The organism is Bacillus sp. FSL W7-1360 (assembly GCF_038592975.1).
GTDB lineage: Bacteria > Bacillota > Bacilli > Bacillales > Bacillaceae_D > Shouchella > Shouchella lonarensis.
On sequence record NZ_CP151950.1, the window covers coordinates 539347 to 552330 of the forward strand.

Below are 12984 nucleotides of genomic sequence, written 5' to 3' on the forward strand. Positions count from 1 at the left end.
ATAGTGTAACAGTAGTATTAGCACTCAAGTGTTGCGAGTGCTAACAGGGAGGTGTGACGATGTTAACAGAGAGACAATTGTTGATTTTACATGCAATTGTGGATGATTATGTGCGCTCGGCTGAACCAGTTGGATCGCGGAGTGTTTCAAAACGTGAAGATATCCCTTTTAGTCCAGCAACGATTCGAAATGAAATGGCGGATTTAGAAGAACTTGGCTTTTTGGAAAAACCACATAGCTCTGCTGGGCGCGTCCCCTCTCAGCAAGGATACCGTTATTATGTGGATCATATGAAGTTACCACATCGCTTAACAACGGTGGAAAAAGCAGGGTTATCACGTTTAGCCTCCGCGCAGTTACAAGCAACAGAAGAAGTGTTTGAAGCGTCTGCTCGAATTTTGTCTGAGATGACAAGTTATGTGTCCGTCGTACTCAGTCCAGAAACGTTAAAGGAAAAGTTGTGCAATATTCAAATTGTGCCAATGAATGACCAGCAAGCTGTTGTCATTCTTGTCAGTCAAACGGGGCATGTGGAAAATCGTCTCGTGCATATTGATGAAATGGTTACATCAGCTGATTTAGAGCGCACAGTCAATTTGTTAAATGAACGGCTTGTCGGGACACCACTGTTGATGTTGCAAGACAAAATTACAATAGAGCTAGCTGACTTGTTTAAACGTCATGTAGGCAACTATCAGCACGTCATGAGCATGCTAAAGCAACTTACTTCCCGTCATCAACCAGAGAAAATGTTTTTCTCTGGAAAAACAAACTTGATGACGCAACCGGAGTTTCAAGACTTAGGTAAAATTCGACTTGTGTATAACACATTTGAAGAAGAGACGAGACTGTCTCAATGGCTACGATCGCAACAAACAGACGGATTGCGTGTGTCCATCGGGGAAGAAAATGAACTTGAAGCTTTCTCGTCATGTAGCATTGTCATGGCTTCTTATACTGTGGATGGTTATGATGTCGGTACGATTGGTGTGATTGGTCCAACCCGAATGGAATATCGACGGATGATGACCGTTGTCGATGTGCTCGCGCAAGATTTATCAAAACGCTTGTCGCGTTTACAGTAGCAACAAAAAAATGGTCGCGTATATGCAACAGTTTCTACTGTTGCTGTACATAAATGAATAAAGTGAAGTCGTTATGGGAGGTGAACGATCGTGGTTGAGAAGCATGATGATCACGTTGCGCATAGTGAACAAGAAGACCAAGAAGTTCCCGCGCAAGAAGAGGTAGAAAAAGAAATGCCTGAGTCTGAGACAACGGCGTCTTCTGAACAATTTGATGAAGAAAATGAAGAAACGCCTGAGGCGGATCCGCGAGACACGGCACTCACTGAAATGGAAGAACGTCTCGCCCGTGTTCGCGCTGACTTTGAAAATTTCAAACGTCGTTCTAGAGCGGAGAAAGAGGCAGCTGCGAAATATCAGTCACAAAATCTTGTTGAAAAATTATTGCCCGTACTAGATAACTTTGAGCGTGCGTTAATGGTTGAACCACAACATGAAGAAACAAAGCAGTTACTTCAAGGAATGGAGATGGTCTATCGCCAGTTAGAGACAGCATTGCAAAATGAAGGTGTGCAAGTCATACAGGCGACAGGTGAGCTGTTTGACCCCCATCTTCACCAAGCAGTGATGCAAGTGGAAGAAGAAGGGTATGAACAAAATCAAATCGTAGAAGAGCTTCAAAAAGGCTATCAGTTGAAAGACCGCGTCATTCGACATTCAATGGTGAAAGTGAACGCATAAGTCTACTTTATTAAGGAGGAAAAGAAAATGAGTAAAATTATTGGTATTGATTTAGGTACAACCAACTCATGTGTTGCAGTGATGGAAGGTGGGGAAGCAACAGTTATTCCAAATCCAGAAGGAAACCGCACGACCCCATCTGTCGTTGCATTTAAAGATGGCGAGCGTCTCGTAGGTGAGGTCGCAAAGCGTCAAGCAATTACAAACCCGAATACGATTATGTCAATTAAACGGTACATGGGTACAGATCATAAAGTAGAAGTGGATGGTAAGAGCTATTCTCCGCAAGAAATATCGGCGATCATTTTACAAAAACTAAAATCAGATGCAGAAGCATACCTTGGTGAAACAGTCACAAAGGCGGTTATTACTGTACCAGCATATTTCAATGACTCACAACGTCAAGCAACAAAAGATGCTGGTAAAATTGCTGGTCTTGAAGTCGATCGGATTGTCAATGAGCCGACAGCTGCTGCACTGGCGTATGGTCTTGAAAAAGAGGAAGACCAAACGATTCTCGTCTATGACCTCGGTGGCGGCACATTCGACGTTTCGATCCTTGAGCTTGGCGATGGCTTCTTTGAAGTAAAAGCGACATCCGGTGATAACAAACTTGGTGGAGATGATTTTGATGAAGTGATCATTAATCATCTCGTGGCAGAGTTTAAAAAGGACAATGGCATTGACTTGTCTCAAGACAAAATGGCAATGCAACGCTTGAAAGATTCTGCAGAAAAGGCGAAAAAAGACCTTTCTGGCGTGACACAAACACAAATTTCACTCCCGTTCATTACAGCAGATGCAACAGGACCGAAGCATCTTGAGTTGACACTTACACGAGCAAAATTTGAAGAGTTGTCTGCAGACCTTGTTGAGCGTACGCTTGAGCCAACGCGCCGTGCATTATCAGATGCAGACATGTCCGCATCAGACATTGATAAAGTTGTCCTTGTTGGTGGATCTACGCGTATTCCAGCTGTACAAGAAGCAATTAAGCGCCTGACTGGCAAAGATGCGCATAAAGGGGTTAACCCAGATGAAGTGGTTGCACTTGGTGCGGCTGTGCAAGCAGGGGTATTAACAGGAGATGTAAAAGACGTTGTGCTACTTGACGTGACGCCACTTTCACTTGGAATTGAAACGATGGGTGCCGTATTTACGAAGTTAATCGAGCGCAATACAACGATTCCAACGTCGAAGTCACAAGTGTTCTCGACTGCAGCAGACAATCAGCCGTCTGTGGATATTCACGTCTTGCAAGGTGAGCGTCAAATGGCTGCCGATAATAAAACACTTGGTCGATTCCAATTGACAGATATTCCACCAGCACCACGTGGTGTACCACAAATCGAAGTGACATTTGATATTGATGCGAACGGAATTGTAAACGTAAAGGCGAAAGATCTTGGCACAAACAAAGAACAGTCGATTACAATTACATCGTCTTCAGGTCTTTCTGATGAAGAGATCGACAAAATGGTGAAAGACGCTGAAGCGAACGCGGAAGAAGATAAAGCGCGTCGCGAAAAAGTTGAATTACGTAATGAAGCAGACCAGCTTGTCTTTGCGACAGAGAAAACGTTAAAAGACCTCGGTGACAACGTCGATGCTGCCGAGAAAGAAAAAGCAGAAGCAGCGAAAGAAAAAGTGAAAGCAGCACTCGAAGCAGACAACACAGACGACATTAAAGCTGCAAAAGATGAACTACAAGAGATCGTAACGGCTTTAACAACAAAAATGTATGAGCAAGCCGCGCAATCAGCCCAAGCACAGCAAGGCGCTGAAGGTGAAGCCGGTGCTGATGCGAACCAAGATGATACCGTTGTTGATGCAGAATACGAAGAAGTAAAAGAAGACGAGAAGAAGTAAGCACGCAGGATGAACGGAAAAGTCAAAGTCAGGTTAATGGCTTTGGCTTTTTTCACGAAAGTAGCAACAGGCGGTTGCCAGCACGTAAGCGGTGGTGGTAAGATGAACGTTATGTGAGCAAGCGTGATGTACGTTTAGCGTCGTGATTAGTCGGGAGGGAAAGCGTTTGAGTAAGCGAGATTATTATGATGTACTTGGCGTTGGCAAAAATGCGTCAGAAGCGGATGTGAAAAAAGCTTATCGTCAATTGGCACGGAAATACCATCCGGACGTGAACAAAGAAGCGGACGCTGAGACAAAATTTAAAGAGGTAAAAGAAGCGTATGATACGTTAAGTGACCCACAGAAAAAAGCGCATTATGATCAGTTCGGGCATACAGATCCAAACCAAGGATTTGGCGGTGCTGGGGGCGCTGGTGACTTTGGCGGATTCAATGATATTTTTGATATGTTCTTTGGCGGTTCAGGTGGTGGAAGACGGAACCCGAACGCCGCACGTAAAGGCAATGACTTACAATATACAATGACATTAACATTTAAGGAAGCGATTTTCGGTAAAGAAACCGAGATTGAGATTCCGCGTGAAGAAACGTGTGAAACATGTAGTGGCTCAGGGGCAAAGTCGGGGACAAAACCAGAGACGTGTACACAATGTAAGGGGGCTGGACAATTAAATGTCGAGCAAAACACCCCATTCGGTCGTGTTGTCAATCGCCGTGTATGTAATCATTGCGGGGGTACGGGCAAAACGATTAAAGAGAAGTGTACGACATGTCATGGCAAAGGAAAAGTACGTAAACGGAAAAAGATTAGCGTGAAAGTGCCCGCAGGGATTGATAACGGTCAACAGCTACGTGTCAGTGGTCAAGGAGAAAGTGGATCAAATGGGGGTCCAGCTGGTGACCTATACGTCGTTTTCCAAGTAAAACCGCACGAGTTTTTTGAACGTGACGGGGAAGATATTTATTGTGAAGTGCCACTCACGTTCCCGCAAGCGGCATTAGGCGATGAAATTGAAGTGCCAACATTAACAGGTAAAGTGAAGCTGAAAATTCCAGCAGGTACACAAACAGGTACTAGCTTCCGTTTACGCGGAAAAGGCGCACCAAATGTGCATGGGCGAGGACAAGGCGATCAGCATGTACAAGTGCGTGTCGTTGTTCCAAAAAGCTTGACTGAAGATGAGAAAGAATTGTTGCGTGAGTTTGCCGGGATGCGTGGAGGCAGACCGGATGAGCAGAACGATGGATTTTTTGATAAATTACGCCGCGCGTTTAGAGGAGAATGACACGATCCAGAAGTTGGAAGTCAGTCGCCGGATGTCGGAAGAAACATTGACTCCGGCGCAAGCTGTTTTCTGGCTTTTCCTCAGTCCCCGTAAGCTTTCGGAAAGGTGGAGACAATCATGAAGTGGGCAGAGTTCCGTATTCATACAACCCAAGAGGCGGTTGAATCCGTCTCAAATCTTTTGCATGAGTCAGGTGCGGCAGGTGTGGCAATTGAAGACCCACAAGATTTAGTGACCGAATGGGCTAATCAGTATGGAGAAGTGTATGAACTATCTCCGGCTGATTATCCAACAGAAGGTGTCATAGTGAAAGCCTATTTTCCAATGGGGGATGACTTTACCGAAATGATTGCCCGTGTGGAGGCGGATATTAGACAACTAGTAACGTATGAAATTGACATTGGCGCAGCTGAGATGAGTTATGTTGAAGTCGATGAAAAAGATTGGGCAACGGCGTGGAAAGCTTACTATCATCCGGTTCAAGTGACCGAGCGATTAACGATTGTGCCAACGTGGGAAACATATACACCAAACGAAAATGAAATGGTGATTGAGCTCGACCCTGGGATGGCATTCGGAACAGGCACACATCCTACCACAATCCTTTCGCTGCAAGCATTAGAAAAAACGATTAAGCGAGGGCACAACGTAATTGATGTTGGGACAGGGTCGGGTGTGCTCGCGATTGCTGCAAGTAAGCTAGGGGCAGAGACGGTGCTTGCGCTTGATTTGGATGAAGTTGCTGTCGAGAGCGCAAAAGCGAATGTGGCGTTAAACGAGCTGCCTACACCTGTGACGGTACGGAAAAATCATTTACTCGAAGGGATCGCGGACAATACTTGCGACGTGATTGTTGCTAACATCTTAGCGGAAGTGATTGTATCATTTACCGAAAATGCGTATCGTGTGCTAAAGCCAGGGGGAACCTTTTTAACGTCGGGGATTATTACGCGGAAGAAAGAAGAAGTGACAACAGCACTTGAAAAAGCTGGCTTTTTCATTGATGAAGTGACGGAAATGGATGACTGGATCGCGGTTAGGGCGATCCGGAAAGGGTGACCTGTATGCAACGTTATTTTGTTGCCAATGAGCAAATGAGCGAGACGCACGTGACGCTCACCGGTGATGATGCGGCTCACATTGTGCGGGTCATGCGGATGCAGGCCGGGGATGAAATTGTTTGTCTTAATCAAGCCGGTCGCGGCGTGCGGGCAATCCTTGCTGTACTCTCTATCGACACGGTGGAGGCAGAGATTGTGTCTGAACTCTCTCTTACCGTTGAATTACCGGTGCACGTGACGATCGCACAAGGCATGCCAAAAGGGGACAAGCTCGAACTTATCGTTCAAAAAGGAACCGAGCTTGGCGCGCGCGAATTTCTCCCCTTTTTTGCGGCTCGTACGATTGTGAAATGGGACGCAAAAAAAGCAGAAAAGAAAACAGCGCGACTTGCAAAAATTGCAAAAGAAGCGGCTGAACAATCGTATCGGCAATTTGTCCCTGAGGTTGCTTCTCCACTCAGCAGTCAAGCGTTGTTAAAAAAAATGGCGACATATGATTGTGTTATTGTTTGTGATGAGGAAGTCGCGAAATCCGGTGAGCCGAAAATGCTCAAGCAAGCATTCATGAGCTTAGAAAGAAATCAGACGGTACTCGTCATCGTGGGTCCAGAAGGTGGACTGACACGTGAAGAAGTGGCAGACTTTCAGGCACAAGGTGCGTATTGTTGCGGACTAGGACCGCGCATTTTGCGCACAGAAACAGCGGCGTTGTACGTGCTTTCAGCGCTATCGTATCATTTAGAAACTTGAGGTGAGTGTAGTGGCAACTGTGGCGTTTCATACGTTAGGATGTAAAGTGAACCATTATGAAACTGAAGCGATTTGGCAACTGTTCAAACAAGCGGGTTATGAAAAAGTAGATGAAGAAAGACGTGCGGACGTGTATGTCATTAATACGTGTACTGTCACAAATACGGGTGATAAAAAAAGTCGGCAAATTATTCGCCGCGCGATCCGTAAAAACCCTGACGCCGTCATTTGTGTGACGGGTTGTTACGCGCAAACGTCACCGGCCGAAATCATGGCGATACCAGGTGTTGATATTGTGATCGGAACGCAAGACCGTACGAAGTTGCTTGATTATATCGCGCAATATCAAAAAGAGCGTGAGCCGATCAACGGTGTCGGTAACATTATGAAGTCGCGCGTGTACGAGGAACTGGATGTCCCTTCATTTACCGACCGCACCCGTGCGTCCTTAAAAATTCAAGAAGGCTGCAATAACTTTTGTACATTTTGTATTATTCCGTGGGCACGTGGTTTGATGCGTTCGCGTGATCCAGAAGAAGTGATCAAACAAGCGACTCAACTTGTGGAAGCAGGGTATAAAGAGATTGTCCTCACCGGGATTCATACAGGTGGTTATGGTGAAGATTTAAAAGAGTATAGCTTAGCTCGTTTGCTTGAGGATTTAGAAGAAGTGCGCGGTTTGAAACGGATTCGGATTTCATCAATTGAAGCGAGCCAGCTCACCGACGATGTCATTTCTGTCATTGCCAAGTCGAAAAAAGTTGTCCGCCACATGCACGTCCCACTACAATCAGGTTCAGACACGGTGCTCAAACGGATGCGCCGGAAATATACGATGGCGCAGTTTTCTGAACGGATCACGAAGCTAAAAGAAGCATTGCCACGACTCGCGATTACATCAGACGTCATTGTCGGCTTTCCAGGAGAGACAGAAGAAGAGTTTCAAGAGACATATGACTTTATCGCTGAACACAAATTTAGTGAGCTACATGTCTTCCCGTATTCAATGCGGACAGGCACACCAGCCGCGCGGATGACTGATCAAATTGCCGAAGACGTTAAAAGTGAACGCGTCCACCGTTTAATCTCCTTATCGGATCAATTAGCAAAAGATTACGCCTCGCAATTTGAAGGTGAAGTGTTAGAAATGATTCCGGAAGAGCGCGATAAAGAAAATCCTGATAGTGGGTTATTCATCGGGTACACGGACAACTATTTGAAGGTGAAAGTGGCTGTCGATGAAACGATGGTTGGTGAAATTGTACGTGTGAAGTTGACAAAAGCAGGATACCCGTACAATGAAGGTGAGTTTGTCCGGGTTGTGAAGGACGAGGTTGAAGTCAGGTAGATCAATGAAACAAAACACCCAAGGCGAGGTGTCATGAGACATGTGCCTTGGGTGTTTTTTATCGACTGAACGTAATGCCTGAAAAGAAGTGTCTATTGACATAAAAAACGATTTAAGGTGAAGGAGCAGGGCCTAAGTCAAACACATTGACTGTGGTACCACCTCTGATACCTATAGAAGTTCCTGTAGAGAGATTGGAAACGAGTAATTGAAGTCGTGGATTAGCATCATCTGTTGTACTGACCATAAAATAACTTCCGAAGTTAACAATATTGTCTCCCACGCCTCCACCGACCATATTGGAACGCATTTGGCTTTGGCCAATGGTGATTGTTGCTGGAGCATCATTTAGTAATCGCATGATCGTTGTGACTTCAACAGGTGGATCCTCTGCTTCATATTCAAACACATATGAGACATAGTAAGTCCGTAAAGGCTGAACATTAATATCGGCACTATTAGCAGTGTGAGTAATGTTCCCACTTTGTTCAGGAGTCAAAACGAAACCGATCGGATCACCCACGTTTACTGGTGTAACCGTTTGCTCTACTACTTGAATTCGGTTATTAAGGTTGTTTGGTCCGGTAGGTCCAGTCGCCCCGGTTGCCCCAGTAGCGCCGGTCGCTCCGGTAGCGCCAGTAACGCCGGTTGCCCCAGTGGCTCCTGTAACACCGGTAGGTCCAGTAACACCCGTAATACCGGTAACGCCAGTGGCACCTGTGACGCCAGTAGGTCCAGTGGCGCCTGTGATACCAGTAACGCCAGTAGCCCCCGTAACGCCAGTAACACCAGTGGTCCCCGTAACGCCAGTAGCGCCAGTGGCCCCAGTAACGCCAGTAGCGCCAGTAGCCCCAGTAGCGCCAGTAACGCCGGTCGCCCCAGTGGCCCCAGTAACGCCAGTAGCGCCAGTCACCCCAGTAGCTCCCGTAGCGCCAGTAACGCCAGTAGCCCCGGTGGCGCCAGTCACCCCTGTTGCCCCAGTAGCGCCAGTAACGCCAGTCACCCCGGTAGTTCCGGTCGCCCCCGTGATCCCAGTAGCGCCAGTAGCTCCTGTAACCCCCGTAGCCCCCGTAGCGCCAGTAACGCCAGTGGCGCCAGTCGCCCCAGTAACACCAGCCCCCGTCGGTCCGGTCGGTCCTTGTGTATCGAGCGCCTCCCAAGGATTCCAAGTCGTGCCTGTATCATCGGTTGCGCTTCGTACATAAATTGTTGGATTACCAATGAGTAGTTGTAAAATCGATGTGGTCGGTCCCGGCGTAATGACAGAGACATACAATGTCCATATCGGGCTTGTAAAAACCCAAGTGGACCGTTCACAGGTCCGCCTGCATTCCCCTGAGAACTGTACACACCCTCGGTAATAAACGAATCTAAATCACTCCCAGAAGGCACTTCATCATACGGAAAAGCGCCGACATCGTCAGCATTTAACGTCAAACTACCATCTGGTGCGGCAGTTATCCCGTTGATGTTTTCAATGCCACCTGGAATATCGCCAATGGTGAGGATGACATTGCCTGCGCCATCAGGAAGGATATTGTTCACACTTGTCACACTACCAGCTGGTCCAGTAGCGCCAGTAGCCCCCGTCGGTCCGATCATCGTTGGAATGTTCGCAGCCGCTTTCATTTTTGACTCAAGAATAATTTCTTTCTTGAAAATCGTGTCAAGCATGTCGGCAGCACTTTCGTTGATCGACAAAATTTCCTGCAACGTTGCTGGAGGTCCAGTAAGACCATTTAATGTCCCTAAGGCGTACTGAATCTTCTCTCCTTCCGCATTAATAATGTGCGCTAAACCCATTTCCTCCATCGCGATCGATGCGAGCAGTAAGTTGACGACATCATCACGGTCCAAAGTAATATTGGGTGTGAAATTAGGCATGTTTGGTTGACTCATGCATAGTTCCCCTTTCGATTTGTTTTAAGCGCATGAATGCGTAAGCAAAAACACGCTTTGTTCAGAATATGTTTTTTTTTTTTGTTCGGGCTATTTGATTATGATCGCTAAAAAAGGTGAAAATAGGTGTACATCTATAGGTTTTGGGATGGTTTTCATATGAAAACGCGAAAAAAGCTACCATATCATGATTGACTGGAAATATTTACAGCAATTGTGCCTTTTAGTACGGCAATGCTTAGGAAAAAAATAGATGTGGAGAGTGTACTTGGTCATGTCAAAAAAACCCTCGGCCTCCGAAGACTTTATCTCCAAGACACTTTCTGACAATAAAAAACAAACTCATTGATCAGACATCAAGAGCCTCAATCAGTGAGTTTGTTTTTCACGGGGCTTTTGAGACAGCCCCTTTAATTTTTTTATCTTAAGGCTTACCTAGCTTCATTGCTGTTTTCTAATCTGATCAAAGATTTGTGCGTAACTTGCTGACAACATTATTTCGATACATACGCACTGAACAGATACGGGTGCATTATTTTTACGAAGGTTTATTTCCATACGGATTGATACCAACCCAACGTGGGTTTACGGCTCCTGGTATTGGGATGTTGTCGATAATTTGGTTTGTTTTGAGATCAACAATGGTTACTTCAGATGGACGATCTGGAATATAAAGTAAACGAAGTGGATAAGCATTTTTCAATAAAATAGGGAACGGATTTAAGTTTAAGCCATAAGGATTCGTTCCTACACTGCTGATTGTGAATGTGACAACGTTGTTTACTGTGTCAAGGACTGAAACTCCGTTTCCATTAAAATTTGAAACGTAAGCGCGATCCGTTTCGATATCCATGGCGACATAAGATGGAGCGGTCCCAACTGTGATCGTGATGATGGGATTAAAGGTAGATGTATCGATCACCGAGACATTATTGGTACCAAGGTTGGGGATAAATACTTTTTGTTGGAATGGATCTATTCCTGGCTTTAGTGGTGAATCTCCTACAGTGAATGTTGTTGTGATAGTATTAGAAGTGGTGTCGATGACAGATACATTTCCAGAAAGGTTGTTTGGTACATAGAGTAAGTTATTTAATGGATCAAATGTGGATTCTCGTGGATTATTACCGACGGTGATTGTTGCTGTAGATGCCGGTGTTGCTAAATTTAAGTCTATGACTGAAATAGAGCCCGGTGTACCTGTATTTGATACATATAAAACGTTTAGGTTTGTATTGATTTCACATCCTCGAGGCGTCGTTCCAACGGCAACAGTCATGGCAAAGGTGTTGGTGTTGCCATCGATAATGGTAATGGTATTATTGCCTGCGTCTGGAACGTACACAAAGTTGTTAATGGTGTCGACTGCACCACCACCAAATTCATTTGTCCCTCCTGTAGAGATTTGCGCTATAATTTCATTGGTGAAGCCATTAATCACAGATACTTGATCGCTCGCTTGTTCGCTAACATAAAGCAAAGGAAAAGCACCGCCACCATCAATGCCAGTAGGACCAGTAATACCGGTAGGTCCGGTAACGCCAGTCGCCCCCGTGGCGCCGGTAACACCGGTGGCGCCAGTAACGCCAGTAGCTCCCGTAACGCCAGTTGCACCAGTGGTCCCAGTAACGCCAGTAACGCCAGTAGCTCCCGTAACGCCAGTTGCACCAGTGGTCCCAGTAACGCCAGTAACGCCAGTAGCTCCCGTAGCACCAGTCGCCCCCGTGATCCCAGTCGCCCCCGTAGTCCCAGTTGCCCCCGTGACCCCGGTAGCTCCCGTAACGCCAGTCGCTCCGGTAACACCAGTAGCTCCAGTCACCCCGGTAGGTCCGGTCGCTCCAGTAGGTCCAGTCGCTCCAGTTACACCCGTGGCTCCCGTGGCTCCTGTAGCTCCAGTTACTCCCGTCGCTCCGGTCGCGCCAGTCGCCCCGGTAGCTCCCGTAGCACCAGTCGCCCCCGTGATCCCAGTAGCTCCGGTCGCGCCAGTAGGTCCAGTAGGTCCAGTCGCGCCCGTCACCCCAGCCCCGGTCGGTCCGGTCGGTCCTTGTGTACCGAGCTCCTCCCAAGGATTCCAAGTCGTGCCTGTGTCATCGGTCGCGCTTCGTACATAAATTGTTGGGTTACCAATGAGTAGTTGTAAAATCGATGTGGTCGGTCCCGGCGTAATGACAGAGACATACAATGTCCATATCGGGCTTGTAAACCCAAGTGGACCGTTCACAGGTCCGCCTGCATTCCCCTGAGAACTGTACACACCCTCGGTAATAAACGAATCTAAATCACTCCCAGAAGGCACTTCATCATACGGAAAAGCGCCGACATCGTCAGCATTTAACGTCAAACTACCATCTGGTGCGGCAGTAATACCGTTGATGTTTACAATGCCGCCTGGAATATCGCCAATGGTGAGAACGACATTGCCTGCGCCATCAGGAAGGATATTGTTCACACTTGTCACACTGCCAGCTGGTCCGGTCGCCCCAGTCGCGCCCGTCGGTCCGATCAACGTAGGAATACTTGTCGCTGCTTTCATTTTTGATTCCAGGATAATTTCTTTCTTGAAAATCGTGTCGAGCATGTCGGCAGCACTTTCGTTGATCGATAATATTTCTTGCAATGTAGCAGGGGGTCCAGTGAGACCGTTTAATGTCCCTAAGGCGTATTGAATTTTCTCTCCTTCCGCATTAATAATGTGTGCTAAGCCCATTTCCTCCATCGCGATCGATGCGAGCAGTAAATTGACGACATCATCACGGTCGAGGGTAATATTGGGCGTGAAATTTGGCATGTTTGGTTGAGACACTTGAATCATTCCTTTCTTAATGTGGTTGGAATACTCCTCAAAAAATGTAGAATGAGTACTCTATATAACGTATGTTATTGTTGTTTTTTTGACTGGGCATGGTGGTATAAAAAGTGAGCGAATATGATACAGAATCTGTGGTAGAGCAATTGGTGTGCGTGGTACTGCTCGTCGTGTGATGATTCGTTATGAATGTATCA

At 46.5% G+C, this 12984-nt stretch carries 8 protein-coding genes and 1 pseudogene; 7 read left to right on the forward strand and 2 right to left on the reverse strand.

Annotation, left to right across the window (positions count from 1 at the left end):
- The first annotated feature begins 59 nt into the window (after nucleotides 1-59).
- From hrcA to mtaB, 7 genes are all read left to right on the forward strand, one after another.
- Nucleotides 60-1085, forward strand: a complete 1026-nt coding sequence (gene hrcA, locus NSQ26_RS02695) for a heat-inducible transcriptional repressor HrcA (protein WP_499719055.1) — start codon at nucleotides 60-62, stop codon at nucleotides 1083-1085.
- A 90-nt stretch (nucleotides 1086-1175) separates the two neighbouring features.
- Complete coding sequence (grpE, locus tag NSQ26_RS02700; protein ID WP_090775865.1) at nucleotides 1176-1766, forward strand: nucleotide exchange factor GrpE; 591 nt, start codon at nucleotides 1176-1178, stop codon at nucleotides 1764-1766.
- A gap of 27 nt (nucleotides 1767-1793) precedes the next feature.
- On the forward strand, nucleotides 1794-3635 hold the full coding sequence (gene dnaK, locus NSQ26_RS02705; protein ID WP_499719056.1) for a molecular chaperone DnaK: 1842 nt from the start codon (nucleotides 1794-1796) through the stop codon (nucleotides 3633-3635).
- Between the two features lie 166 nt (nucleotides 3636-3801).
- Nucleotides 3802-4923 carry a molecular chaperone DnaJ gene (gene dnaJ / locus NSQ26_RS02710; RefSeq protein ID WP_499719057.1) on the forward strand — a complete coding sequence of 374 codons (1122 nt, stop codon included), beginning with the start codon at nucleotides 3802-3804 and terminating at the stop codon, nucleotides 4921-4923.
- A 117-nt stretch (nucleotides 4924-5040) separates the two neighbouring features.
- Nucleotides 5041-5982, forward strand: a complete 942-nt coding sequence (gene prmA, locus NSQ26_RS02715; RefSeq protein ID WP_499719058.1) for a 50S ribosomal protein L11 methyltransferase — start codon at nucleotides 5041-5043, stop codon at nucleotides 5980-5982.
- 5 nt (nucleotides 5983-5987) lie between these two features.
- Nucleotides 5988-6734 carry a 16S rRNA (uracil(1498)-N(3))-methyltransferase gene (locus NSQ26_RS02720; protein WP_499719059.1) on the forward strand — a complete coding sequence of 249 codons (747 nt, stop codon included), beginning with the start codon at nucleotides 5988-5990 and terminating at the stop codon, nucleotides 6732-6734.
- A 10-nt stretch (nucleotides 6735-6744) separates the two neighbouring features.
- Nucleotides 6745-8082 carry a tRNA (N(6)-L-threonylcarbamoyladenosine(37)-C(2))-methylthiotransferase MtaB gene (gene mtaB, locus NSQ26_RS02725; RefSeq protein ID WP_499719060.1) on the forward strand — a complete coding sequence of 446 codons (1338 nt, stop codon included), beginning with the start codon at nucleotides 6745-6747 and terminating at the stop codon, nucleotides 8080-8082.
- A 580-nt stretch (nucleotides 8083-8662) separates the two neighbouring features.
- Here mtaB and NSQ26_RS02730 read toward each other — a convergent pair.
- Together NSQ26_RS02730 and NSQ26_RS02735 are read right to left on the reverse strand one after the other, a co-directional pair.
- A pseudogene (locus tag NSQ26_RS02730) lies at nucleotides 8663-9981 on the reverse strand (pyocin knob domain-containing protein); the annotation flags it as partial.
- A 538-nt stretch (nucleotides 9982-10519) separates the two neighbouring features.
- The gene (locus tag NSQ26_RS02735; protein ID WP_499719061.1) at nucleotides 10520-12784 is read right to left on the reverse strand and encodes an alpha-helical endospore appendage domain-containing protein; all 2265 of its coding nucleotides are present in this window, start codon (nucleotides 12782-12784) and stop codon (nucleotides 10520-10522) included.
- Between the last annotated feature and the right edge of the window lie 200 nt (nucleotides 12785-12984).

Excerpts from the sequence above, each read along its gene's own strand:
- hrcA (WP_499719055.1), top strand. The coding sequence starts at position 60 with ATGTTAACAGAGAGACAATTGTTGATTTTACATGCAATTGTGGATGAT.
- dnaK (WP_499719056.1), top strand. The coding sequence starts at position 1,794 with ATGAGTAAAATTATTGGTATTGATTTAGGTACAACCAACTCATGTGTT.
- prmA (WP_499719058.1), top strand. The coding sequence starts at position 5,041 with ATGAAGTGGGCAGAGTTCCGTATTCATACAACCCAAGAGGCGGTTGAA.
- NSQ26_RS02720 (WP_499719059.1), top strand. The coding sequence starts at position 5,988 with ATGCAACGTTATTTTGTTGCCAATGAGCAAATGAGCGAGACGCACGTG.